Raw genomic sequence first — 23,930 nt, 5'->3', positions numbered from 1 at the left:
ATAGACCTAAGTGTTCGAAGGGCGCGTTAAAAGCCCTGCTGAGAATTTTCTCGCCTGCTACTGTGATTTAGGGCACAGTCGGGGGTGGGGAAATATGGAAGACAGTTTTGAGCAACCAGTGGAGCACTTCCTAAGGGGAACTTAAACATGTCACGTATACTTATCATGGCCTATGGACTGATCTGCTATGTCCTCGGCGTCGCCAGCCTTGTGCTGTTCATTCTATTTGCAAACAACCATATCGGCATATTGCTACCGGATTATGCAAGTCTGGGCATCGACCACGCCAACACAGGCCCCATGCCCATGCCGCTTCTGGTAAATATCGGGCTTATTGCCCTGTTTGGCCTGCAGCATACGGTTATGGCCCGCCAGAGCTTCAAAAGCCGCCTGGTCGCGCTTTTGCCGCAAGCGGCGGAGCGCAGCACCTATGTGCTGATGACAGCCGTCGTCATCCTGGTGATGGTTCAATATTGGCAGCCCATGACCGGCAGCATCTGGCACGTTGAAGGCGAGACCGCGCGCATGGTGATCACCGGCATTTTCTATTTCGGCTGGGCCTTCACGCTGGCGGCAACCTATATGCTGAACCACAACCATCTGTTCGGCCTGCAGCAGAGCTTCAAGCCGCATGACCCGGACGCGGGCGCGAAAGAATTCGTCACGCCCATGTTCTACAAGGTGGTGCGCCACCCGATCCAGACCGGCGTACTTATTGCTATGCTTGCCACACCGGACATGACAGTGGGGCGGGCCACGCTGGCCTTGGGTATGATTGTCTATATCCTTATTGGCCTTTATTATGAGGAACGGGACCTGATCGCAGAATTTGGCGACACGTACCGCGACTATAAGAAGCGCGTTGGCGGCCTGCTGCCGCGCCTGCGCTGATAATATCGGGTCTGGGGCGGCGATGCCTGTCGCTGCCCCAAAAACGCGAACCCGAATAAATCATAGGTTTACGTACCCCCGACAAGTTCATATGGTGCCTTATATTAAATTAAATCTCTCGGGGGTATTATAGATGGGACGCACAGCCGTCGTGACCACAGCCGTGGTCGCCGCCGCCGCAGTTGGCGGCTATTTTTATCTTTCAAACAGCTTCGAAACCCAGGTTCAGGCACAAATTGACAGCTTCATCAGCAATCCTGACCTGAAGGCAGACCTTACATATCAAAGCCTGAAAGTCGATCTGCTGTCTGGCACAGCCATCGTTGAGGGGATCACCACCAAGGATCATGACAATCCGGATGCCACAACCAGCACCGAAAAGGTTGAGCTGGATATCGGTTTTTCCCCATTTTCAGGTACAGCAACGATTGATGGTTTTCGGGTCACTGCTGCTAAAATGGATACGCCGCAGGGAAAAATCTCACTGGACAGTATGGAAGTTCGGGGCGAAGACCTTGTGGGCATCATAGACGACTTCAAGGAAGAAAAGCTCACTAACTGGCCCCTCACCCTTATTGACGTTCGTGGCTTGAATATGGAAGGGTCACCGCCCCAAAATCCAACCCAGAAAGTGTTGATATCGCTGGACACCGCCCACGTCGCCACCAATAACGACCAGACGCGCGTCGACAACTTGCTGATCGATAACTTCGTGGTAGATGTCTCGAACCAAGCGTCAATCGCAATCGACCGGTATCAGATCAATGGCCTCGACATTGGCTGGATCACCGACATGGTTGCCATGAGCAAGGCCGAGGAATCTGAAGAAGGCGCCGATGACGCCCTTATCGAAGCTGCTGCGCTCTCGCTTGCCAAGACATCCATCAACTATATGGGTATCGACAGCTTCATCCTGGAGGGTTTCAACTTCGACATACCGATGCAGGGCATGGCCATATCGATAAAGGAAATGTCGGTGAAAGACCTGGTTCGTCCGGCCGATTTCGTTCTGGGCGGCACGATGAAGATCGACGCCTTTGAGCTGAAGGGTGTACAGAACACCTCCCCTCAGGCAATGCAGATCCTGACACTGGCAGATTTGGACACCATTCGTCTGGACATGGCCTCCAGCACCCAGTTTGACGACACCACAGGCAATGTTACAAGCCAGATGGATCTCAAGCTGGACAAGCTGATCAGCCTGGAAAGCGAAAGCTCTGTAGCAGGCCTCAAGCCGGCTCAGATGTCGGAAAAACTGATCGCCTACCAAAGGGATCAGATGGAACAGACCTTCCGTGCGGCTGAGGAAGGGATACCGCCGCAGCAGGACCCATTCGCGCAGATAGCCGAAGCACTTAGCGTCTACACTGGATACTATGACGGTGTTTCCGTCTCGCTTGGTGTTGAAGACCAGGGCCTGCTACCCCGCGGTCTCAAGGTATATTCTGTGCTTTCCGGCATGCCGGAAGATCAGCTGCGCGAGCAGTTTTCCATGATGGCAATCGCCCAGGCAGGCCCCCTATTGGGAGAAGGCGCACCAGAGAACCTTGCTGAGGTCATCCAGGCCTTCATGGCGCCCGATTCACAGCCGATGCGGGTCAGCGTGCGTTCGCTCGTCCCCATGACGGAAGAGGCTCTCTCCGGCATCACGCCGCAGACCTGGCACACTGTGTTCGGCATGGAAATGGCAACGGCAGAGCCCACAGGCACACCTGCCAGCGAATAAGCATCTTTCCGAAGAGTAACAAAAGAGGGCCAATCGGCCCTCTTTTCACGTTTACGGCTGCCACCGGCCTTATTTTTGCCCGCTCTTGGCCCAAGTGCCAATTCGTGGCATTCTTCCCTCTGTCATAAGGGAGGGACATATGGCATCAGACGGTGCAGCGAACGGGTCGAACACAATATCGGTGGCTGTGATCGGCGCAGGACCTGCCGGCTACTACACAGCCGAAGCCCTGACCAAAACGGATGCAGACGTCCGGGTTGACATCATCGACCGCCTTCCCACGCCTTTTGGCCTGATCCGGGCAGGCGTGGCACCAGATCACCAGTCCATCAAGAATGTGTCCCGCCGGTATGAAGCTACAAACCAACGGGAAAATGTTCGCTTTGTCGGAAACCTGTCGCTGGGGCGGGATATCACGCTGACGGAACTTAGGGACATCTACGACGCTGTCGTGCTTGCCACCGGTGCCGCCAAGGACCGGGCACTGGGCATCGACGGCGAAGACCTTGAGGGTGTGATAGGCTCCGGCCCTTTCGTCGGCTGGTATAATGCCCATCCGGACTATAAAGGCCTGAACCCAGACCTGCGCGTGGCGTCCGTAGCCGTCATCGGCAACGGTAACGTGGCGGTCGATGTGGCCCGTATTCTGGCCAAGACAGCCGGAGAGATGGCAGAGACAGACCTTGCAGACCATGCCGCCAAATCCATCCACGGCTCACCTATCCGCGATATCTATATCATCGGCCGCCGCGGCCCACTCGAGGCCAGCTTCACGCCGAAGGAACTGGGAGAACTGAACCAGCTTGAAAACTGTGTCGCTCTTGTGGCCGGTGAGCAACTGCCGGGCGAGGAAATAGACGACATGATGACAGGCGCCCAGCGCAAGAATATGTCAGCGCTTCGCCAGATGGCCGAAAATGACCAGACATCAAAGCCCGTGCGACTGCATATCAAATTCTTCCTGCGCCCCATGGCCATCCTGGGCGATGAATGCGTGTGTGGCCTCAGGCTGGAGGAAACCAAGGTCGAAGACGGCAAATGCGTGGGCACCGGCAAGACAGAAGTGTTGCCCGCAGGGCTCGTCGTGCCCTGCATCGGCTACCGCACCAGCCCGATCCCGGACGTTCCCTATGACGAAAGCTACGGCTGCTTTGAAAATGAAGATGGCCTCATTGAGCCGCGCCTTTACTGTGTCGGCTGGGCCAAACGCGGTCCAACGGGCACTATCGGCACCAACAAGCCGGATGGCGCCGAAGTAGCCAAAAGAATCCTTGAGGAAATCCGGCCAGCCGGCCGTCCTGGCAGGGCCGGACTGGATGCGCTCATCAAGGACCGTGACTTGCGCATCGTCACCTTCCAGGACTGGAAGAAGATTGAAGCCTCAGAAGAAGCCCTGGCCGAGGGAGGAGCTCCCCGGCGCAAGCACACCGATATCAGTGAAATGGTGAAGATCGCAGAAAGCTAGGTCTGCCCGCCGCTGTGCTCTCCAGGTCCCTTTACCTTCTTGATGATGCCGCTGAAGGACATGATGGTCCGGTCACCGGTGAAGATCTTGCCGCGCACGAAAATCAGCGACCGCGTGTTGCGGGTGATCTCGCCAGTTGCTTCGATCAGATCCCCAGGCTGGCCGGCTGAAACGAATTCCCCGTTAAAGGCCACGGTAACGCCTGAGCCTTCAAGCACTTCTTTGGCAATGGCGAACAGGGCGAAGTCACCAAAGCTCATGAGCAGGCCTCCATGCAGCATACCGCCATTGTTGCAGTGCCGCGCGCGTTCAGCCACGAAAGCTGCGCGATTTGTTCCGTCGCCATTGTCCTTCAGGTAGAAAGGGCCTACCAGGTCCTCGAACGGGTCAACATCGCCCCAGGTGCTATAGCCATTGGCCAGCAGGTCTTGATTTGTCTTGATAGTCATACAGCTCGCTTAAGGTTTAGGCGCGCCAAAGGCGACGCGCCTGAGTGACATTGATCAGAAATTGTCCCCGTCAAGGATACGGCCCACGCCGCCGAGGATGGAACCCTCGCCCTTGTCCCGGCCGCCGTGTTGTGGCGCACAGGCAAGTACCCGGCCCGCAAGGCGGCTGAACGGCAGGCTTTGCAGCCATACCTTGCCCGGCCCCTGAAGCCGAGCGAAGAACACCCCTTCACCGCCGAACACCATGGATTTGATGCCACCCACGCGTTCGATATCCATATCGACCGTATCGGTCATGGCCGCCAGACAGCCTGTATCCACATGCAGCACTTCACCGGGCTTCAGCTCTTTTTCAATAAGCGTTCCGCCAATGTGCACAAAAGCCCAGCCGTCACCGTCCAGGCGCTGCATAATGAAGCCTTCACCGCCGAAAAGGCCGGTCAGGATTTTCTTCTGGAAATGAATGCCCACCTGCACGCCGCGCGCGGCGGCCAGGAAAGCATCCTTCTGGCAGATCAGCCGCCCGCCATAGTCGCTCAGCTTGATGGGCATGATATTGCCCGGATAGGGCGCCGCGAAGGCCACGCGGGCCTTGCCGCTGCCTTCGTGGGTAAAGACCGTGGTAAACAGGCTTTCACCCGTCAACAGACGCTTGCCAGCCCCAAGAAGCTTGTCCATAAAACCAGCCTCCTGCCCCGACCCATCACCGAACACAGCACTCATGCCAATGTGCTGGTCCTTGAACATCATGGCGCCTGCCTCTGCGATGGCAGACTCGCCCGGGTCCAGCTCTACTTCGACAAATTGCATTTCGTGACCCTTGATCTCGAAATCCACATCGTCGGCGATCATGTCCGACCGGGTATGATGCTGGCTTACGGGCACCTGTGGGACGTGGCTATTCATCTGCTGTCTTCCTTCTTTTTTATCTGTAAATTGTCAAATGCGGGCACATTCTCGCGAGCGCCCCTTGACGCTTGCGACCGAAGATCGCACTTTCATACTTAAGAAGGCATTTTTGCAGGCATATTTCAAGGTTTGGAGAAGCTCCTTATGAAGGGCGTGTGGGAAATCATTAAATCTATTTTCAAATTCGTTCAGGGCTTGGGCACCCTCACTATGGGGCTTGTCACACTATTCCTGCTCGTCATGGTCATGATGGCGCTGTCCAGCGGCGGGGAGCCCCGCCCAAGCGTGCCGAACGGCGCCGTCCTGGTGCTGGAACCAGCAGGCATGATTGTGGAACAGGTGGAATATCAGGACCCGATCGAGGCAGCTTTTGAGGCCGAATTCAACCGCAGGCCACCCCAAACCAGCATCCATGACATCACACGCGCACTGAAGCTTGCGAAGGATGACAACCGGATCGCGGCCATCGCGCTGATTACCGACTCGCTCGGCCCCATCGGCCCCAGCCACCTTCACACCATTGCCAAGTCCCTTCGGGATTTCAAAGAGAGCGGCAAGAAGATTTACGCCCTATCCACGGCCTACAGCCAGGCAGGCTATCTTCTGGCTGCCGAAGCAGACAAGGTTTACATGAACCCGGCCGGCAATGTGTTCCTTAACGGCTACGGCTTCTACCCGACCTATTTCAAAAGCATGCTCGACAAGCTTGAGGCCAATGTGAATGTGTTCCGTGTGGGCACCTATAAATCCGCGGTCGAGCCTTTCATCCGGGATGACATGTCCCCTGCTGCCAAGGAAGCGAACCTCGCCTTCCTGGGCGGGCTGTGGGATCAGTATGAAACCTCTGTCGTGGAAGCCCGCGGGCTTGAGGCAGGCGCGCTCACGAACAACATCAACAGCCTTCCTGACCGCCTCCGCGAAGCCGAAGGCAATTTCGCCAAGCTGGCACAGAATGGTGGCCTGGTGGATGAACTGGCGCCCCGCACTGTATGGCGTCAAGCGCTCAAAGAAGAGTTTGGCGACAACCCCGGCGGCGGCAACACCTTCAAGCAAATCCATTATCAGACCTACCTGGCCGCCAAACCGCAGAAGCATCGCGGCCCAAGCGAGATTGCCGTAATCACAGCACAGGGCCAGATCGTAATGGGTGACGGGCCGATTACCGTTAGCGCTGCGGAAACGCTGGTGGGCTATATCCGCAATGCGCGCAACAACCCGGATACGGCGGCGATTGTACTTCGTGTCAACAGCCCGGGCGGCTCGGCCTTTGCGTCCGAACTGATCCGTCAGGAACTTGTGGCAGCCCAGGAACAGGGCCTGAAGGTTATCGCTTCCATGGGGCCGGTTGCGGCCTCCGGCGGCTACTGGATTTCCGCGACCGCCGATGAAATCTGGGCGGCACCTTCCACCATCACTGGGTCCATTGGCATCTTTGGCGTAATCCCCACCTTCGAGAACACCCTGGCCAAGATCGGCGTGCATACAGACGGCGTGGGCACCACTGAGATGGCTGGTGCCTTCTCAACGGCACGCCCCCTGTCGGACATGACCAAAGACGTGATCCAGCAGTCCATTGAGAACGGCTACAGCCAATTCCTGTCGCTGGTGTCCGAAGGCCGTAACATGTCGGTAGAGGATGTGGACAAGATCGCGCAGGGCCGTGTCTGGATCGGGGCCACAGCCAAAGACCTCGGCTTGGTTGACCATTTGGGCGGCTTTGAAGACGCCGTGGCGGCCGCTGCCTCTGCAGCGGGCGTCGAAGACTATGACGTCGTCTTCTACCGCGACCAACCAAGCAAATGGGACCAGATGATCGCAGACATCCTGAATTCCAGCGTTGGCTCAAGCTTCAAATCGGACGCGCCCTCAGGCCTGTCGCCTGTGATGCAGACCGCCATGAAACTGAAGGGCGAGGCTGAGCTTCTTCTGAACTTCAATGACCCAATGGGCAGCTACGCGCTTTGCCTGCTGTGCAAGGTTGAATAGCCGTGGCAGACATTGAGAAAACAGACGAAGAGTGGCGGGCCGAACTGACGCCTGAACAATATGCGGTGTGCCGCTGCGGCGGCACCGAAGCGCCCTTCACCGGCAAATATTGGGACACCAAAACACCCGGCACCTACCACTGTGCCGGGTGCGATGCACCGCTGTTTTCAAGCGATACAAAATATGAAAGCGGCTCCGGCTGGCCCAGCTTCTGGGATGCGATTGCACCGGGCGCAGTTGCGGAAAAGACAGATACCAGCCACGGCATGGTACGCACCGAAATCCTGTGCGCCAAATGCGACAGCCACCTGGGCCATGTGTTCCCGGACGGGCCGCAGCCCACGGGCCTTCGCTATTGCACCAACAGCGCGTCGCTCAGGCTGGAACCAAGTAATGACTAGCGTTCGCGATTAAGCAACACTGCATCGACACATATCGGCCTACCGCAACATCGCGCACAACCCTATCTTTCCTTCAAACGCACCACACTCTGGAAGTATTTGAAGGAAGAGATCATGACCAAGAACACCCAAACCATCCTCCGCGTTGACGCCAGCGTCCGTACCGGCGATTCCGTCACCCGTGACCTTACGACCCGTTTTATCGACAGCCTCACCCTGGGTACGGAAACCGCGCTGCTGCGCCATGATCTGGCGAGTGGCCTGCCACTGATCGACGAAGCCTGGACCAGTGCCAACTTCACCCCGGAAGAAGACCGCACAGACACCCAAAAACAGATACTGGAACAGTCCGACGCATTGATCGCGGACCTTCAGGCCGCTGACATCATCGCCATTGGCGTACCGGTCTACAACTTCAGCATTCCCGCAGGGCTCAAGGCCTGGGTGGACCTGATCGCCCGCGCGCGAGTTACCTTCCGCTATACGGAAAATGGCCCGGAAGGCCTGCTCACTGGCAAGAAGGCTTATCTGTTCGTAGCTTCTGGTGGCACGCCTGTGGGATCGGAGATCGATTTTGCCACCAGCTATATGAAGCATATGCTGGCATTTGTGGGCATTACCGATGTGACTGTCATCGCCGCTGACCAGATGGCCATGGATGCCGACGCCAGCCTGGCCCGCGCCAAGTCCCAGATCAGCGAAGCGTTGGCCGCCTAGCCCCCCACTTATACGCCCCTGCTGTTAACATAGCAGGGGTCAGGCTTCGGCCTCAAACGCGGACGTGTCGCCCATCAACAGGTCAACCACATCGATATCGCCAAGGCCTGCGAAGACAATGAATAGCATCACGACCACCATCACCGCGGAATAGGTCACCCATATAGGCCCCGCCTTGAAAAAGGCCTTCAGCCAGCCCTGCCCTTGGCCCACCTTCAGCGCGATGATCAGGTAAAGCGACGTACCCCACCAGAAGATGGAAACGCTCAGGTCCCCGCCATAGGTTGGCACAATCACCGTCATGGCTGTCATCAACAAGAACAGGAAGGTGTGGAAATGCAGCGAGAAGACAAATTGCTGCAGGTAGACTCGGTCTTTGCCCCAATGGAAGATGCGCAGGATAAAGGCAAAAATCGGCATCAATACAAAGAGCGCGGGCGGTAGCCAATCGTTGAACAGTTCATTGAAGGCTTCCGGGTTCTTGAGGGCTTCAGCGAACCCGCTCGTGGCGCGCTTGAGGAAAACAGGCCTGTCAGGGTCATTGAGGATTTCATCAATGTCTTCCTGCTTAAGGCCTTCCCGAGGCTCTTTTGAGTTTTTGACAAACATGGCGATATCGACGTCATAAGGCCAGTCAGTGTCTATTTTGACATCGTCTCCCTCACTGCCAGAGTCATTGCTGATCAAAGACCCGATCAGGTCATCGCCATCGATATTGATGGCCTGACCGTTTTCGGCTGTCCGGATTTCCTGCTTGGTCTCTTCCGGCAGCCTTTCAAATCCTGCGTCGCCCAACACCAATCGCAGCTTTTCTTCCGGCGTCATATCATCCCGCCCGAGCGCTGCAAGATCCTCTCTCGACAGCCCTTCCCTGGCGACCGGCTTATCTGCTTTTGCCGCGCGTGCCTCACCTGCGACAACCTCCCCCGCATCGGCCACTTGCGTACCATCAGCGGCCTCAGGCAGGGCTTCTATCGCCTCATCCGGCATGGGCGTCGGCACGCCTGTCTCTTTTTCGCCAAGCGCCAGGTCTGAGGAAGAAGGATCGGCCGGTGCCGCCACCTCTTCAGGTCGGTCGATCGGCGTCACATGGATATCCAGAATCAGGATGTCGGCGACCTTCAGAATCACAAAGAACATGATCGAGATCACCAGATAAAGCCGAAGCGGTGGCACAAATCGGGCACGTCTCCCGTCGCGGAACGCCCGCGTCAGCCCGCCTGGCACCAGCACCAGTAGTATCAGTGTTTTGAATAGCCGGCTGTCAGTCGAGATCACATCATCCAGGATTTCCCTGAGCAGCGTCCAGATCGGGCGCTTCAGGTCGTCATCCTTCTGGCCGCAAATGTGGCAGAATGGTCCGGTAAGCGGTGCATTACAGTTGCTACACAGCGTCCCGGTTTCGCGGATGGAATTTTCCAGTGTCTTATAATTGCCTTCAGCCCGCAGCTGCTTGTGATAGCGCTTGCGTTTGAAATGCAGAATCCATTTCTGGATAAGCTTTTTCATAAAGCTGCCTCTCTTGCCCCTTAAAGCCTTTATACCGAAAGAGTTTTTGGGAGGCCAGCCTTATGAGCGAAGAACCTTTAGGCGCTCTTGAGCGCCCGGTCACCCACAAAGGGGTTGGATTGCCGCTCTGCCCCAAAGGTGGACAGTGGCCCGTGCCCCGGTACAAACGTCACCTCGTTCCCCAGCGGCCAAAGCTTTTTGGTGATGGCGTTCACAAGGTCATCCATATTGCCACGCGGGAAATCCGTCCGCCCGATGGAGCCCTTGAAGAGAACATCGCCCACAAAAGCCACCTTGTGCGTGGGCTCAAAGAACACCACATGGCCAGGCGTATGGCCGGGTGCATGAATAACCTGCAGCGTCACATTGCCCACCTTGACCCCGTCGCCGTCATCCAGCCACTGATCAGGGGTGCAGCAACGCAGGCCCGGCATGTTATAGTTGGCAGCGTGCTCTTCGATCTGGTCGAGCCAGAATTTGTCATCTTTATGCGGGCCGATGATTGGCAAGCCCAGCTTTTCCTTGATGTCCTTCGCGCCGCCCGCATGGTCCAGATGGCCGTGTGTGAGCAAAATTTGTTTCACATTCACGCCCAACTGCTTGGCCGCATCCAGAAGCTTGTCCGCCTCCCCGCCCGGATCAACGAAGGCACCTTCCATCGTTTCGTCGCACCAGATGATGCTGCAGTTCTGCTGGAAGCCTGTGACCGGAACAATTTGCGCTTTTAACATCAGTTACTCCTTGTGGCGCCATTTCGGCTGCACCCTACCCCGCAGGGAAAGCAGGTGCAAGCCGTGCATGCAATGGCCGTTCCCCATGAATTATGTCCTTGCCACCGGGATTCAAGATGGACACACTGCTTAGGCAATGTGGGGAGGATACAGGGGTGAAACATCTGTTGATGATATGCTTGGCAGTTGGGCTGGGCGCCTGCTCTGTGGTTACCGCACCGGTGAAGGTGGCAGCTGCAGCCGTTGAGACCACGGTGGACACAGCCAGCACCGTGGTGCGCGTGACCGGCAAGGTGATTGACCTTGCGGCAGACACCAAGGAAGTCGCAGAAAAAGCCGAAGACGTGGCGCGCAACTGACGGCTCAGGCTTGTTGAACTCCCCAGATTTATGAGATATGATGCATTTAGTTTAGACCTAAAATAAATGCAGGTGAGAAGATGGCAACCGACCGCAAAGAAGACCAGGGCCCAGCAACCTCCGTTGATGTCTCAGGCGAAGACATCCACTGGAACCAGGACATCAGCTATGGTTCCTACCTGCAGCTGGACCGCCTGCTCGAATGCCAGAACCCGCTCTCGAACCAGCATGATGAGATGCTGTTTGTCATCATCCACCAGGCATCTGAGCTGTGGATGAAAGCCTGCATCCACGAACTGGGCGCTGCAATGAAGCATCTGGCGGCGGATGACCTTGGCCCCGTGCAAAAGATGCTGTCCCGCGTGGCCAAAATTCAGGCGAACCTGCAACAGTCGTGGGAGATCCTGTCCACCATGACGCCGGCGGACTATGCCGCCTTCCGTGATGATCTTGGCCAAAGCTCCGGCTTCCAGAGCTTCCAGTACCGCGAAATTGAATACCGGCTTGGCAACAAGAACGCCCGCATGGCCGAAGCCCACAAAGGCGCGCCTGCGCGTTACCAGCACCTGCAAGACGTGCTCGATAGCCCAAGCTTCTATGACCTGTGCCTGCAGCTTCTCGCAAAACGGGGTTTCGACATTCCGGCCGACAAGCTTGAGCGAAACTGGCGCGAGCCGTATGAAGCATCTAAGGCCGTAGAGGATGCCTGGCTCAAAATTTACCAGGACACCACCAAATATTGGGACCTTTATGAGCTTGCCGAGAAGCTGGTGGATCTTGAGCATCATTTCCACGCTTGGCGCTTTGCCCATATGAAAACCGTGGAACGAATCATCGGCTATAAGAAGGGCACCGGCGGGACAGGCGGGGTCTCCTACCTTGTGAAGGCGCTGGACCTGAGGTTCTTCCCAGAACTGTGGACACTGAGGACAAGTCTTTGAACAGGATTTACGACATCAGCCAAACCATCCGCCCCGGCATTCCCGTGTGGCCCGGTGACGCTAAGTTCAAGCTCAAGCGCACCTGGGTGATCGAAGAAGAATGCCCGGTGAATGTCAGCAAGATGAAGATGTCCACCCACACGGGCACCCATGCCGACTCCCGCCTTCATTTTGATGAAGAGGGGATAGACTGTGCTGAAACACCGCTTGATTCTTATGTTGGGCCAGCAACCCTGATCGACCTGTCCGGCGATGTCGTAGCAAATGACCTCGTGGACGCGGCGCACCTGGCAAACAGGCTACCGGACCGTGTTGACCGCGTGTTGCTCAAACTTTTCAAAGCCTTCCCACACGAAGGCTGGGACCCTGACTTTCCTGCCATCAGCCCGGCGGCGATCGACCTGCTCGCGGAACGCGGCTGCAAACTGATCGGCGTGGACGTGCCTTCACTGGACCCGCAAGACAGCAAAACACTGGACGCCCATTTTGCCGTGTACCGGGCAGGCATCGCTATCCTTGAAGGCCTTGTGCTCGACGATGTACCTGAGGGCGACTATGAGCTGATCGCCCTACCGCTCAAGATAGAGGGCGCCGACGGCAGCCCCGTTCGTGCAATACTGAGGGAAATACCGTGATTCCAACTTCACTTGACTGGTGCCAGCAACAGGATGCGGGCGATCCACTCGCGCCCATGAAAGACCGTTTCGATCTGCCCGAAGGCGTGATTTACATGGACGGCAACAGCCTTGGCGTGCTGCCGAAAGGTGTGGCCGAGCGCATCGCAGACGTGGTCACCAAGGAATGGGGCAAGGACCTGATCAAAAGCTGGAACACGGCTGACTGGATCAATCTGCCTGCCCGCGTTGGCAAGAAGATCGCGCCGCTTGTGGGCGCGCGGCCTAGTGAGGTGGTGATGGCCGACAGCACATCGGTGAACCTTTTCAAGGTTGCCGCCGCCGCCTGCCGCATGAACAAGGGCCGCACGAAAATTATCTCCGAACCCGGCAATTTCCCAACTGACCTTTATATGCTGCAAGGCCTGTCTGATTTCCTCGGCCCCGATGTGGTGCTGCAGGTCGTGGAGCGCGACAAGATTATCGACGCCATCGATGACGATACGGCTGTAGTGGTGCTGACCCACGTGCATTATGTCACCGCCGATATGTTCAATATGGAAGCCGTTACCAAAGCGGCGCACGCGAAAGGCGCGCTGATGGTCTGGGACCTCAGCCACTCGACCGGTGCGGTGCCGGTGGACCTCAATGCCGCCGGTGCCGATTTTGCCGTGGGTTGCGGCTATAAATATCTAAACGGCGGCCCGGGTGCACCAGCCTTCCTTTATGTGGCGGAGCGCCATCAGGCGTCTGCCCAGCAGCCTCTCACCGGCTGGTTCGGCCACAAGACACCGTTTGAGTTCCTTGATGATTATGAACCCGCAGGCGACATCCGCCGCATGCTGGTGGGCACTACCAGCGTGATGGCGGCCAGCGCGCTTGATGAAGCGCTGAATGCGTTCGAGGGCGTCGACATGAGCGTCGTCCGGAAAAAAAGCCAAGCGCTGACGGACCTTTTCATCGCCCTTTGCCGGGAAAAGCTGTCTGACCATGGCGTTGGCCTGGCCACCAGCGAAAACCCCTCAAAACGCGGCAGCCATGTGTCACTCAAGTGCGAGAACGGCTATGCCGTGATGCAAGCGCTGATCGAACGCGGCGTCATCGGCGATTTCCGCGCGCCAAACTTCATGCGCTTCGGCTTCACGCCGCTTTATCTGGGCTTTGAAGATGTCTACCGCGCCGTGGAGATCATGGCCGACATTTTCGAGACCGGCTTCTGGAGAGAAGCCCGCTTCAGCGAAAAAGGCGCCGTGACCTAGACCTCAGCCCTTTTGCTTGTTTTAGCCTCAGCCCTCATTATAGTGTTTCGGACAATATGATGGGGGTTTTCATGCGATCATTTCACCTTTTTCTCGCAGGCGTTCTGTGCCTGACCCTTGCTGGATGCGATTCCCAAGCCATGCTCGATGAGGCAGCCGAGAAACTCGCTCCAGAGCATATTCAGGAGCTTGCTGCTCAGGTTAGGGAAATGGTCGTTTCCCGCGATACCGAAGGCATCAAGGGCGTGCTCCATCCCAGCGCGATTGGCCCGGATTTCGACATGGCAGCAGCCAACATGTGGGCCCAGCTCCCGGGTGGGGACCTCATTGACACCAGCCTTGCCGGTGTAAACACATCCAGTCGGTGGGAAAACGGCGTCTCCTACACGGATTACCGCTTTCAATATCAATACGGTTTTGAGGAAGGCTGGCTTCATGTTCAGATGGTTTTCAGGGAACAGGATGAAGCCGTCAGCATGATCAATTTGCACCTTACCCCACTCGTTGGAGACCTACGGGAAATCAACGCCTTCAACCTGGGGCAGGCCTCCTTTGGCAAACACATGATGTTCCTGGCTGTGATCATCACTCCAATTCTGATCATCACGACATTTGTGGCGGCCTTCCGTATGCGCAAATCGCTGAAAAGGCCCAAGCGTTGGCTCTTGTTCATTCTGATAGGAGCTGGTGGCCTTACAATGAACTGGACGACTGGCGAGACGGCATTCGAGCCACTGAAGTTCGGCCTACTTGGCGCCGGCTTCCTCTCTCCAGGCCCACATGCGCCGCTGGTTTTGAACCTTTATTTCCCGCTGGGCATGGTCTTGTTCTGGATTTTCAAGCAGACAGGCAACCTAGCAATGAAGGAACCAGAAAAGTCCCTGGAGGACATTCTGGAATAGAGGGCCGCCAATCAACCCTGTCGGCGCCAGATCTTGCCATCTGGCGCCACGCGGATACCGCCCACGTAGCGCTCAGCGACCACATGCTCCATCCAGTCCTCGCGTCCTTCAAGGCAGGCTCGGCCAAGATGGGTGATGGCCACGCTCGCAGCAGGCCAATCATCCCCGAACCTTTCAATCGCCCCGCCAGCCAGCAGCCGGTCAAGATCATACCAATACATCTGGTCCCCAAGATACGGAAGGGGCTCACGCTCCAACTTCAGGGTTTTGAAGAGCTTACCGCCGGTCCGGGCGCCCTCTGCGGCGAGCACCCTCAGCGTGAGCTCTTCGGTCAGGCTGAGACCACTTGACCGCGCGGGCAATTCCTTCAGGTGGCGCATGATCGCTGGCGCACACAGGGGCAAGGCTGGCGTGTCGCTTTGGGCGAGGCGTACAAGATTATGCGGCGTCTCTTCGACAAGAGCAGCCCAAACTGATTGCCCGAGCGCGAGCATGTCAGTGGTAACCCGCTGGCGGTTGTCATATAGGCCTTTGAGGTCGGCGGGACTAAGCTGGCCAAGGCCTATAAAACGCGGCTCAACCGGGAAGTCCCCAACACAGACAAGATCAAGCACTGGGCGTTCATCAAGGCCAGAAAAATGCTTCAGCAGAAACATCAGGATCAGTTGATCATAGCTATCGTGTTCAAACCACAGAACGATACGGGCAAAGGCCGCTGCATTGGCAAGCCGGGCGTATCTTAACCGTTGTTTCTTGCGAGCGTCCACTGGATCAAGCCCGTAAGCGCCAACGACGAAGTCGAGCCGCTTTTCCAGGAAAGCTTCCTGTGGCAGGTCAAGAACCGGCCCCTGACAGAAGGGATCGGAGAAATCGAGGAAGGCCCCTTCGATTCCAGCATCCTTGAGCGCAACCTCTATGTCGCTGCCGCACCGGATATGCAATGTTTCCTGAGTGTCCATGCGCGCCACACTTGCAGAAAACATGTTTAAACACAACGCATCAGCATTATGTTTTCTTGATAAATTTTCTGGAAAATCTTGAGAGGAGAGAACTGGCTGGGGCGGCAGGATTCGAACCTGCGCATGCCGATACCAAAAACCGGTGCCTTACCGCTTGGCGACGCCCCAACTGGTTCGTGGCGCGGTTTTAGTAGAACCGCCCCGGACTGTAAAGACTTTTTTTTGTACTTTTTTTGGGTTTTCCGTGACGGATCAACTTCACAAAATTTCAAGCGTCATTTTCAGGCGCGGCCTGCACCCACATGGTCCGCCATAACCCACCAGTCTCTGCGGCCTTCGCTAATTTTCCGAGCGGCAAACTGAGCGTCCTCTAAGCTTTCGAAAAGGGCGAAACAGGTCGCCCCGCTCCCGGACATGCGCGCCATTGTTACGCCGCGCTGACGGGTCAGCTCATCAAGCACATCGGCAACTGGCGGGCAGATTACCCGCGCCGCGCCTTCTAGCGCGTTACGGCTTCCTGCTGAAAGGCCACCTATATTGGCACAAAGCGTTTCAGCGTCCTCAAGCGGCGCATCAAAGACTGTTCCTGCGGCGTGATATGCCTTGAACACTGCCGGCGTTGGCAGTGACTCCAACGGATTCACCAGCAAAATTCCCGCTTGCCAAGGAAGGCTAACCGGCGTCAGCTCCTCGCCGATACCGCGTACCATCAAGGGCGACTGGTGCAGGCAAGCAGGGACGTCAGCGCCCAACTGAAGAGCGATTACCTCAAGTTCGGTCATAGGCAACTTCAGTTTCCAGAGCCGGTTGAGCGCAAGAAGCGCCGCGGCCGCATCAGACGAACCACCCCCGATGCCCGCCGCCACGGGCAGGTTCTTCTCAAGCCTTACTGAAACCTGTGGATCAAGGCCCACGCGGGCTGCCAGAAGCATCGCAGCCTTGACCACAAGGTTATCGTCCCCTGCCCCGCCAAGAGCTTCCAGCGCGCCCGCAAAAGGACCTTCAAGGTGAAAGGTGAACTCTGGTGCCGCCGCTACCGTGATCCGATCGCCCTTTTCGGTAAAGACAAACAGGCTCTCCAGTTCATGATATCCATCCTCACGGCGCCCGGTGATGTGCAGGAACAGATTGACCTTGGCCGGCGCCGTTACACTGACTGGCGGCTGGGCTGCCCACAGAGGCATGCTCATGACGGCTCTTCAAGCCCCAGCTCGAGCTTTTCCTTCAGCGTTTTTCGCTCATCATCAGACGGGCCGTTATCCATGGCATGACGCCACTGGAAGCGGGCTTCGATCCTGCGCCCAACGCGCCAGTAGGCATCCCCCAGATGATCGTTGATCGTTGGATCAGTGGGCTCAAGGCGCACAGCTTGTTCCAGATACTCCACGGCCGCATGATAATCGCCAGTGAGATAGTGCACCCACCCCAGGCTGTCGATGATAAAGCCATCGTCAGGCTGCTCTTCCACCGCCTGTTCGATCATGGCTTTGGCTTCATCGATATTCTTACCCCGGTCAATCCAGCTGTAGCCCAGATAGTTGAGCACGCTGGCCTCACCCGGGTTGAGCTGGAGCGCTGTCTTCAGATCAGCTTCCGCTTGCTGCCAATTACCAAGCCGCTCATAGCAGACACCGCGGGCGAAAAAGATGAACCAGTCAGACTGTTCGGCTGAGCGAATCTGGCCGATTGCCTGACTGTAATAGTGAACCGCTTCTTCGAACTTTTCCGCGTCGCGCAAAAGATCGGCGAGCGCAGACAAATGCGCGCTGGAATGCGGCGCGTCCCTCAGGGCGGCACGCAGCAGGGCCTCAGCCTCACCGTCGCGCCCGGCAGACCTGAGAGCGCCAATGCGCCTGAGCTCCGCCAGCGGCTTCAGGGGGCTTGTTTGCGGCACAGTGGCATAGGCCGACACAGCACTTTCCGGCGTGTCGATCTGCTCCAAAAGGTTCCCAAGCAGGAAATAGATTTCAGATACTTCGGGCGTCAGGTAGGACGCGACACGCAAGTAAACAATCGCAGCCTGCTGGGAGCGACTTTGGGCAAACTCGGTCGCCAGGCGGTAGAAGACGAGGCCCGCAGCACCACGTGGATTGGTGGCATCCTGGCTGGGGCCGAAACCGCCCGTGATACGCATGCCTTCGCGCAGCAGGAAGCGGTTGTCACCAAAGCGTTTGGTTTGTTCGCCCAGGAACTCCCGTGCCGCTTGTTCCTTGCCCGTGCGGGTCAGCATATCGGCATAAGCCACCAAAGGCTGCAGGGAGGCTGGGCGCTCGTCATCCGCCAGCGTCTGATAGGCGGTCGATGCGGCGTCATACCGACCGAGGTGATCAAGAATATAGGCGTAATGCTCCTGCCCGATCACGCCAAGACGCGGATCGTTAATAAGCGGCGCCAAGGCCTTGCTGGCAGCAACCAGGTTATTTTCGGCGGCATAGCTCCAAGCCTCCAGGATCGGCGTGACAAGAAAGCCATAGCCCGCCCCCTGCTGTTCCTTCAGCCGTTCACGAACAACTTGCCAGTTTTCATTTTTGTAGGCTTCCAGCACATACATCAGGTGCAACAGGTCATCCTGCGCTGGATTCGGCGAATGCTGCATCTTGACCGCAAGCGATGCCGCCTCGTCCATCCGACCTGCATACAGAAGCTGGAAAAAGGCGCGGTCAGCAACGAAGCCGCTTTCCGGATCTGCGTTCAGGGCCTCAAGGAAATAGTGTGCCGCAGAGGCGTGCTGTTCATTCTGCTGGGCAAGCGTGGCGGCCAGAAACGGACCATACATGGTATTGTCCGCATCCACCGCATTGAATTCGCTATGAAGTGCCGAAGGCGCCGGGGCCAGCGTGGCAGGGCCTGAACCCTGCCCTGCGCATCCCACCAGCGCCAAGGCGAAAGCCAATGATTTGAAAGGCTGCATGCCTGCCCTTTGTGCTCAAAACGTTACATGTTGGGGTAGTTCGGGCCTCCGCCGCCCTCAGGCACCACCCAATTAATATTCTGTGTAATATCCTTAATATCACAGGTTTTGCAATGAACACAGTTCTGAGCATTGATCTGAAGACGCTTTTCCTCGCCGTCTTCACCAACATATTCATAGACACCGGCTGGACAGAAGCGCTGCTCCGGCCCGTTATAATCCGCCCAGTTCACGCTGACAGGAATGCTTTCATCCTTCAGTTGCAGGTGGATCGGCTGGTCTTCCTCGTGGTTGGTGTTCGACAGGAACACGCTTGAGAGCTTGTCGAAGCTGATCACACCGTCCGGCTTCGGGTAATCGATCGGCTGGCAGTCTGCTGCCTTTTTGGTCGCTTCGTTATCCTTGTGGATATGCTTCAGCGTCGGCATCATGAACCCAAGGCCGATGGTGTTCATCCACATGTCGAAGCCGGCATAAAGCGTGCCCCATTTGGCGCCGAACTTGGCAAGCGCCGGGCGGGCATTCCGCACCTTATGAAGGTCTTTGTAAATCCAGCTGGATTTGAAGGCATCTTCATAGGAACTCAGCTCTGTTTCGCCATTCGAACCCGCCACAATGGCGTCAAACGCGCTTTCCGCCGCCAGCATGGCTGACTTCATGGCGTTATGGGTGCCCTTGATACGCGGCACGTTCACGAAACCGGCTGCACAGCCCACAAGCGCACCGCCTGGGAAATAAAGCTTCGGCACAGACTGTAACCCGCCTTCGTTGATTGCCCGTGCGCCATAAGCCACGCGGCGGCCACCTTCCAGAATCTTGCGCACTTCTGGGTGCGTTTTGAAGCGCTGCATCTCATCAAACGGCGACAGATACGGGTTTTCATAATCCAGCGTCACCACGAAACCGATGGCCACCTGGTTGTTTTCCTGGTGATAGATGAAACCACCGCCCGCAGTGTTGCCAAGCGGCCAACCCTGCGTGTGGATCACTCGGCCCGGCACATGCTTCGATGGGTCAATATCCCACAGCTCCTTGATACCGATACCGTAGGTCTGGAACTGGCCGTTTTCACGCAGAGCAAACTTGGCCTCAAGCTCTTTTGAGAGCGAGCCACGGCAGCCTTCAGCGAACAGTGTGTATTTGGCGTGCAGTTCCATGCCTGGTGTATAGCCGGCCTTCTGTTCACCATCACGGCCAACACCCATGTCACCAGTGGCCACACCTTTAACACGTCCGTCTTCATGATAGAGTACTTCAGAACCGGCAAAGCCCGGGTATATCTCCACGCCCAAAGCTTCAGCCTGTTCAGCCAGCCAGCGCGTGAGGTTGCCAAGCGACAGCGTATACATGCCATCGTTTGACAGAAGCGGCGGCATCATGAAATGCGGCAGGGATTTGTGGCCGGTCTCAGAAAGCACCCAGTGCTGGTTGTCCACAACCGGCGTGTTGAGCGGCGCGCCCTTTTCTTTCCAGTCAGGGATCAACTCATCAAGCGCGATCGGGTCAACCACGGCGCCTGACAGGATATGTGCCCCAATCTCTGAGCCCTTTTCGATCACACAGACCATCAGTTCCTGGTCTTTCTCCTGGGCCAGTTGCATCAACCGGATCGCTGCTGAAAGACCTGCTGGTCCACCACCCACGATCACTACGTCAAATTCCATGGATTCACGTTCCATGTTGCGCTCCTTCAAACTTCCCTAACGTCCGGTGCCTAACTTCGCCGCCAATAGCATGCGGCCTCAGTCCCAAACTGGACCGAATACAATCATTTTCAAGTGTTTATGCCGCGCGAGGAAACAAAGGTCAAACGCTTGGCGGCAGATTATTTTCGCACTGCAACATAAGTCATTGATGCCGCGACGTCAGGCACGGACATTTTGTACTTTCTTTCAGACGTGGGAAAAGCAGAAATTTTGAACAAAAATTCAATGCAATTTTTACCACCCTCCGACTATAGTGGGCTTAAATGAGGCCGACGATTAAACAATATTGGTAGAAAATGAGTTCTCCTGAGCCCCAAAATCTGGACCCGGCAACCCTTCTGGCATGGCACGTAGCCATGGGCGCGGACGAAGCCATAGACATCGACCCGATCGACCGTTTCACCACGGAGGTTCAGACTCCGATTGCCTCCAAACCCGTCCAGCAGGTACCTAAAGCGGCCAAACCAATAGGCCCAAGGCCGGTGGCCGCAAAGCCTGTGCAGGCGGTCGTTGGCGCTGGCCCCGAAGCTGCAGGCCGCGTGGCAGCTGAAGCTGGCACGCTTGAGGATCTCAAAGCCGCCATGGAAGCGTTCGACGGCGGCCTTCTGAAGCGTTCGGCCAAAAACACAGTATTTGCAGATGGCACACCCGGCGCGCCTGTGATGGTGATCGGTGAAGCGCCCGGCGCTGATGAGGACCGGGAAGGAAAACCCTTTGTCGGCGTTTCCGGCCAATTGCTGGACAAGATATTGGGTGCCGCCGGTTTCTCCCGCGATGAAAACGTCTATATCACCAACATGGTGCCCTGGCGCCCTTTGGGGAACGCCACGCCGGACAGTGCAACAATTGCCATGTGTATGCCGTTCGTGAAGCGCCATATTGAGCTTGCCAAACCCCAAGTGATCCTGATGGTTGGCGGCGTTTCCGCCAAGGCACTTCTGGGCACTGAGGAAGGCATCACCCGACTGCGTGGTCGCTGGAAAGAGCTGGAGGTCGGCGGCCAGAAAATCGCCGCATTGCCGGTTTATCACCCGGCTTATCTGCTGCGCCAGCCCGCGCTCAAGGGCCACGCTTGGCGCGATATCCTGTCTGTGAAGAGGAAACTGTCCCTGTCATGAGTGTCCGCGCTGTGTTTCGTCTGCTTTTTGCTTCCCTGCTTTTCTCTGCGGTATCTGCCGCGGCGCCCGCAATGGCTTCCGAAGTGGACATCCCGAAGGTATTGAGCCGCGAGGATATCAACCGCTACCAGAGAATCTTCGAGCTACAGGAACAGGCCCGCTGGGAAAAAGCGGACCGCATGATCAAATATGTCGAGAACCCGATTCTGATGGGGCATGTGTGGTTCCAGCGCTATATGCATCCCACCGGGTACCGCAGCAAATATTCCGAGCTTGCAGGCTGGCTGAAATCATACGCCGACCACCCGAACGCCTGGCAGGTATACCGCCTGGCCCGCAAACGGCAGGGCAATGCCCGCGCGCCCAGGCGCCCTATCGACACGCGCTACCCGGGCGTGACCGGCCAAGCCGCTGCCCCCAAGCCGCCGCTGCCACGGCGCGACCGCCTTGAACGCACGGCAGTGACTCGCTTCTTTGCCAATGTGCGCCGGTACGTACGCAAGGGCCTGCCCGAACGCGCGGAAAAGCGCTACTGGGCCATGGAAGCACGCGGCCTGCTGGTGCCTCATGAGCGGGCTGAAGCGCTTGAGCGCATCGCATCCAGCTATTATTACAAATCCAACAATGCCAAGGCGCGGATTCTGTCGACCCTTGCTGCAGACCTTGCGCGGGAGATCGAACCCCATGCGGACTGGATCGCGGGTCTGGCATACTGGCGGGACGGCGACTTTGCGAGCGCTTATGAGCATTTCAAATATGTCGGTGAAGCCGAACGCGCCGGTGACTGGCTGGCCTCTGGTGGGCATGCCTGGGCTGCGCGCGCAGCCTACCAGCTTGGAGACCCGGTCACAGCCACCGAACACCTGCGCGCCGCAGCGACCTATCAGGAAACCTTCTACGGCCTGATCGCCGCACGTCAATTGGGCATTCGCCCCCGGATTGATTGGTCTGTACCGACGCTAAGCGAAGAGGCACTAGACAACCTGATGCCGCATTCGGCAACGCGGCGGGCTATCGCGCTGACAGAAGTCGGCTGGCACCATATCGCGGATGAAGAACTGCGCCTTCTGTGGGGGCGCGAGGGAACGGCAGTACAGGATGATCTTCTGCCGCTCGCCGCAAAACTCAATTTGCCCAACATTCAAATCAGGCTTGGCCGCGTGGGCGGCACTGGCCATCCGGCTTCAACCGCCGTGCGCTACCCGCTGCCTGATTGGGAACCCGCGGGCGGCTTCACGGTAGACCGGGCACTGATTTTCGCCATGGTGCGCAAAGAAAGCGATTTCCGCATCCGTGCCCGAAGCCACGCAGGTGCAGGTGGCCTGATGCAGGTGATGCCGGCAACCGCCAGCTATATCTCCAAGAACCGTCGGCTGAGGCGCGACCGCAAGAAGCTCTATGAGCCAGAATTCAACATGGCGCTTGGGCAACAATATATCGAATATCTGATCGATTCCGACTATGCAGAAGGCAACCTGTTTATGGCGCTCGCCGCCTATAACGGTGGCCCCGGCAGCCTGATGGAATGGCAGAAGGAAGTCATTTACGAGCAAGACCCGCTTCTGTTCATCGAATCCATAGGGTTTTATGAGACGCGAAACTATATTGAGCGGGTCATGGCGAACCTGTGGCTGTACCGCATGCGACTTGGGCAGGAAACGCCGAGCCTTGATGCCACGGCGTCAGGTGCCTGGCCAGTCCTCGACAATATTGACACCGAAGCGACAGCCATTGCCATGAAGCGCGCGCAAACCCGAACTGCCACAAGGACCACACGTCTTGCCGAAGATTGATGAAAGCCGCCCGTTCATTCCAGTGAACATCGCCGTACTGACCGTTTCAGACACCCGCACGCTGGAAACCGACCGGTCCGGCGACACGCTCGTCGCACGGATTGCGGAAGCTGGGCATAAAGTTGCTGATCGCCAGATCATCAAGGATGACATCCCCGCGATCACCGAACAGGCGCATGCCTGGATCGCGGACAAGGGCGTTGACGTGATCATCGCCACCGGGGGCACGGGCCTGACCGGGCGCGATGTCACGCCCGAAGCATTTGAGGCCCTCTACACCAAGTCCATCCCAGGCTTTGGCGAACTGTTCCGCATGCTGTCCTATGAACTGATTGGCACCAGCACGATCCAGAGCCGCGCCACAGGGGGCCTTGCGGACACCACGCTGATGTTTGCCCTTCCAGGTTCCACTGGTGCTGTAAAGGACGCGTGGGACAAGATCCTGGTTACCCAGCTCGACAACCGCTACCGCCCCTGTAATTTCGTTGAGATGATGCCCCGTTACGGCGAAAAATAGCGCCTCGCACAATTGCCATCAGTAATTGTATTTGATACAAGCCCTTGAGACTTTCGTTTGGGGGATT

General features: G+C 57.2%; 22 protein-coding genes and 1 tRNA gene. 14 read left to right on the top strand and 9 right to left on the bottom strand.

The annotated features are described in order from the left end of the window. The first annotated feature begins 147 nt into the window (after positions 1–147). The 3 genes from KORM41_RS19235 to KORM41_RS19225 all read left to right on the top strand — a co-directional run bounded on the left by KORM41_RS19235 (position 148) and on the right by KORM41_RS19225 (position 4,082). Positions 148–891, top strand: coding sequence for a methyltransferase family protein (locus KORM41_RS19235; RefSeq protein ID WP_068152233.1), 744 nt, complete (start codon positions 148–150; stop codon positions 889–891). Positions 892–1,024: 133 nt separating this feature from the next. After that, the gene (locus KORM41_RS19230) at positions 1,025–2,617 is read left to right on the top strand and encodes a hypothetical protein (protein WP_068152230.1); all 1,593 of its coding nucleotides are present in this window, start codon (positions 1,025–1,027) and stop codon (positions 2,615–2,617) included. Positions 2,618–2,756: 139 nt separating this feature from the next. Beyond that, positions 2,757–4,082 carry an FAD-dependent oxidoreductase gene (locus KORM41_RS19225; RefSeq protein WP_068152227.1) on the top strand — a complete coding sequence of 442 codons (1,326 nt, stop codon included), beginning with the start codon at positions 2,757–2,759 and terminating at the stop codon, positions 4,080–4,082. Here the strand turns inward: KORM41_RS19225 and KORM41_RS19220 are convergent. Both KORM41_RS19220 and KORM41_RS19215 read right to left on the bottom strand, forming a co-directional pair. Then, positions 4,079–4,531, bottom strand: coding sequence for a PaaI family thioesterase (locus tag KORM41_RS19220; protein ID WP_068152226.1), 453 nt, complete (start codon positions 4,529–4,531; stop codon positions 4,079–4,081). The two genes, KORM41_RS19225 and KORM41_RS19220, sit on opposite strands and share 4 nt — an antisense overlap. 54 nt (positions 4,532–4,585) lie before the next feature. Continuing rightward, a complete protein-coding gene (locus KORM41_RS19215; RefSeq protein ID WP_068152221.1) occupies positions 4,586–5,437 on the bottom strand; it encodes a TIGR00266 family protein in 852 nt (283 codons plus the stop codon). Between the two features lie 147 nt (positions 5,438–5,584). Here KORM41_RS19215 and sppA point away from each other — a divergent pair, with 147 nt between their 5' ends. From sppA to KORM41_RS19200, 3 genes are all read left to right on the top strand, one after another. Beyond that, positions 5,585–7,426, top strand: a complete 1,842-nt coding sequence (gene sppA, locus KORM41_RS19210) for a signal peptide peptidase SppA (RefSeq protein WP_068152220.1) — start codon at positions 5,585–5,587, stop codon at positions 7,424–7,426. Positions 7,427–7,428: 2 nt separating this feature from the next. After that, positions 7,429–7,827 (top strand): peptide-methionine (R)-S-oxide reductase MsrB, encoded by a 399-nt coding sequence (gene msrB, locus KORM41_RS19205; RefSeq protein WP_068152219.1) that lies wholly within the window; start codon positions 7,429–7,431, stop codon positions 7,825–7,827. Positions 7,828–7,941: 114 nt separating this feature from the next. Next, on the top strand, positions 7,942–8,544 hold the full coding sequence (locus tag KORM41_RS19200) for an FMN-dependent NADH-azoreductase (RefSeq protein WP_068152218.1): 603 nt from the start codon (positions 7,942–7,944) through the stop codon (positions 8,542–8,544). Positions 8,545–8,583: 39 nt separating this feature from the next. Here the strand turns inward: KORM41_RS19200 and KORM41_RS19195 are convergent, their stop codons facing one another. Then, positions 8,584–10,053 (bottom strand): DUF3667 domain-containing protein, encoded by a 1,470-nt coding sequence (locus KORM41_RS19195; RefSeq protein ID WP_068152217.1) that lies wholly within the window; start codon positions 10,051–10,053, stop codon positions 8,584–8,586. Between the two features lie 77 nt (positions 10,054–10,130). Continuing rightward, positions 10,131–10,784 (bottom strand): MBL fold metallo-hydrolase, encoded by a 654-nt coding sequence (locus KORM41_RS19190; RefSeq protein WP_197421297.1) that lies wholly within the window; start codon positions 10,782–10,784, stop codon positions 10,131–10,133. Positions 10,785–10,939: 155 nt separating this feature from the next. On the opposite strand from KORM41_RS19190, the gene KORM41_RS19185 reads away from it, so the two are divergent. The 5 genes from KORM41_RS19185 (at position 10,940) to KORM41_RS19165 (ending at position 14,859) form a co-directional block, all read left to right on the top strand. Next, on the top strand, positions 10,940–11,143 hold the full coding sequence (locus KORM41_RS19185) for a hypothetical protein (RefSeq protein WP_068152212.1): 204 nt from the start codon (positions 10,940–10,942) through the stop codon (positions 11,141–11,143). Between the two features lie 80 nt (positions 11,144–11,223). Beyond that, positions 11,224–12,084 carry a tryptophan 2,3-dioxygenase gene (locus tag KORM41_RS19180; protein WP_068152208.1) on the top strand — a complete coding sequence of 287 codons (861 nt, stop codon included), beginning with the start codon at positions 11,224–11,226 and terminating at the stop codon, positions 12,082–12,084. Continuing rightward, a complete protein-coding gene (kynB, locus tag KORM41_RS19175; protein WP_068152206.1) occupies positions 12,081–12,719 on the top strand; it encodes an arylformamidase in 639 nt (212 codons plus the stop codon). Before KORM41_RS19180 ends, kynB begins: the two co-directional genes overlap by 4 nt. Further along, entirely contained in the window at positions 12,716–13,957 is a 1,242-nt protein-coding gene (kynU, locus tag KORM41_RS19170; protein ID WP_082720063.1) for a kynureninase, read from the top strand. The genes kynB and kynU overlap by 4 nt, the downstream gene beginning before the upstream one ends. A 71-nt stretch (positions 13,958–14,028) precedes the next feature. After that, positions 14,029–14,859, top strand: a complete 831-nt coding sequence (locus KORM41_RS19165; protein ID WP_068152204.1) for a hypothetical protein — start codon at positions 14,029–14,031, stop codon at positions 14,857–14,859. Between the two features lie 11 nt (positions 14,860–14,870). Here KORM41_RS19165 and KORM41_RS19160 read toward each other — a convergent pair whose 3' ends face one another. The 5 genes from KORM41_RS19160 to KORM41_RS19140 all read right to left on the bottom strand — a co-directional run bounded on the left by KORM41_RS19160 (position 14,871) and on the right by KORM41_RS19140 (position 20,408). Further along, on the bottom strand, positions 14,871–15,842 hold the full coding sequence (locus tag KORM41_RS19160; RefSeq protein ID WP_068152201.1) for a DUF1835 domain-containing protein: 972 nt from the start codon (positions 15,840–15,842) through the stop codon (positions 14,871–14,873). 69 nt (positions 15,843–15,911) lie between these two features. Continuing rightward, positions 15,912–15,986: transfer RNA gene (locus tag KORM41_RS19155), tRNA-Gln, on the bottom strand. A 113-nt stretch (positions 15,987–16,099) separates the two neighbouring features. Continuing rightward, positions 16,100–17,008, bottom strand: coding sequence for a 4-(cytidine 5'-diphospho)-2-C-methyl-D-erythritol kinase (locus tag KORM41_RS19150; protein ID WP_068152197.1), 909 nt, complete (start codon positions 17,006–17,008; stop codon positions 16,100–16,102). Next, positions 17,005–18,711, bottom strand: coding sequence for a tetratricopeptide repeat protein (locus KORM41_RS19145; protein ID WP_231727342.1), 1,707 nt, complete (start codon positions 18,709–18,711; stop codon positions 17,005–17,007). The genes KORM41_RS19150 and KORM41_RS19145 overlap by 4 nt, the downstream gene beginning before the upstream one ends. A gap of 41 nt (positions 18,712–18,752) precedes the next feature. After that, the gene (locus tag KORM41_RS19140) at positions 18,753–20,408 is read right to left on the bottom strand and encodes an electron transfer flavoprotein-ubiquinone oxidoreductase (protein WP_068152192.1); all 1,656 of its coding nucleotides are present in this window, start codon (positions 20,406–20,408) and stop codon (positions 18,753–18,755) included. 323 nt (positions 20,409–20,731) lie between these two features. Between KORM41_RS19140 and KORM41_RS19135 the strand changes: the two genes are divergently transcribed. Genes KORM41_RS19135 through moaB form a run of 3 tightly spaced genes read left to right on the top strand, consistent with a single transcriptional unit; the run spans position 20,732 to position 23,863 of the window. Next, on the top strand, positions 20,732–21,553 hold the full coding sequence (locus tag KORM41_RS19135; protein WP_068152190.1) for a uracil-DNA glycosylase: 822 nt from the start codon (positions 20,732–20,734) through the stop codon (positions 21,551–21,553). Next, positions 21,550–23,346 (top strand): lytic transglycosylase domain-containing protein, encoded by a 1,797-nt coding sequence (locus KORM41_RS19130; RefSeq protein WP_068152189.1) that lies wholly within the window; start codon positions 21,550–21,552, stop codon positions 23,344–23,346. The genes KORM41_RS19135 and KORM41_RS19130 overlap by 4 nt, the downstream gene beginning before the upstream one ends. Next, the gene (gene moaB, locus KORM41_RS19125) at positions 23,333–23,863 is read left to right on the top strand and encodes a molybdenum cofactor biosynthesis protein B (protein ID WP_068152186.1); all 531 of its coding nucleotides are present in this window, start codon (positions 23,333–23,335) and stop codon (positions 23,861–23,863) included. The genes KORM41_RS19130 and moaB overlap by 14 nt, the downstream gene beginning before the upstream one ends. The last annotated feature ends 67 nt before the right edge of the window (positions 23,864–23,930 follow it).

It is taken from the genome of Kordiimonas lipolytica (assembly GCF_001550065.1).
Note: the sequence above shows the minus strand (reverse complement) of the source record. Positions and strands in the feature narration are given on the sequence as shown.

Bases quoted from the DNA above. Each gene is read 5' to 3' on its own strand.
- KORM41_RS19235 (WP_068152233.1), top strand. From the start codon at position 148: ATGTCACGTATACTTATCATGGCCTATGGACTGATCTGCTATGTCCTC.
- KORM41_RS19230 (WP_068152230.1), top strand. From the start codon at position 1,025: ATGGGACGCACAGCCGTCGTGACCACAGCCGTGGTCGCCGCCGCCGCA.
- KORM41_RS19225 (WP_068152227.1), top strand. From the start codon at position 2,757: ATGGCATCAGACGGTGCAGCGAACGGGTCGAACACAATATCGGTGGCT.
- KORM41_RS19220 (WP_068152226.1), bottom strand. From the start codon at position 4,531: ATGACTATCAAGACAAATCAAGACCTGCTGGCCAATGGCTATAGCACC.
- KORM41_RS19215 (WP_068152221.1), bottom strand. From the start codon at position 5,437: ATGAATAGCCACGTCCCACAGGTGCCCGTAAGCCAGCATCATACCCGG.
- sppA (WP_068152220.1), top strand. From the start codon at position 5,585: ATGAAGGGCGTGTGGGAAATCATTAAATCTATTTTCAAATTCGTTCAG.
- KORM41_RS19200 (WP_068152218.1), top strand. From the start codon at position 7,942: ATGACCAAGAACACCCAAACCATCCTCCGCGTTGACGCCAGCGTCCGT.
- KORM41_RS19195 (WP_068152217.1), bottom strand. From the start codon at position 10,053: ATGAAAAAGCTTATCCAGAAATGGATTCTGCATTTCAAACGCAAGCGC.
- KORM41_RS19190 (WP_197421297.1), bottom strand. From the start codon at position 10,784: ATGTTAAAAGCGCAAATTGTTCCGGTCACAGGCTTCCAGCAGAACTGC.
- KORM41_RS19180 (WP_068152208.1), top strand. From the start codon at position 11,224: ATGGCAACCGACCGCAAAGAAGACCAGGGCCCAGCAACCTCCGTTGAT.
- KORM41_RS19165 (WP_068152204.1), top strand. From the start codon at position 14,029: ATGCGATCATTTCACCTTTTTCTCGCAGGCGTTCTGTGCCTGACCCTT.
- KORM41_RS19160 (WP_068152201.1), bottom strand. From the start codon at position 15,842: ATGTTTTCTGCAAGTGTGGCGCGCATGGACACTCAGGAAACATTGCAT.
- KORM41_RS19150 (WP_068152197.1), bottom strand. From the start codon at position 17,008: ATGAGCATGCCTCTGTGGGCAGCCCAGCCGCCAGTCAGTGTAACGGCG.
- KORM41_RS19140 (WP_068152192.1), bottom strand. From the start codon at position 20,408: ATGGAACGTGAATCCATGGAATTTGACGTAGTGATCGTGGGTGGTGGA.
- KORM41_RS19135 (WP_068152190.1), top strand. From the start codon at position 20,732: ATGAGTTCTCCTGAGCCCCAAAATCTGGACCCGGCAACCCTTCTGGCA.
- KORM41_RS19130 (WP_068152189.1), top strand. From the start codon at position 21,550: ATGAGTGTCCGCGCTGTGTTTCGTCTGCTTTTTGCTTCCCTGCTTTTC.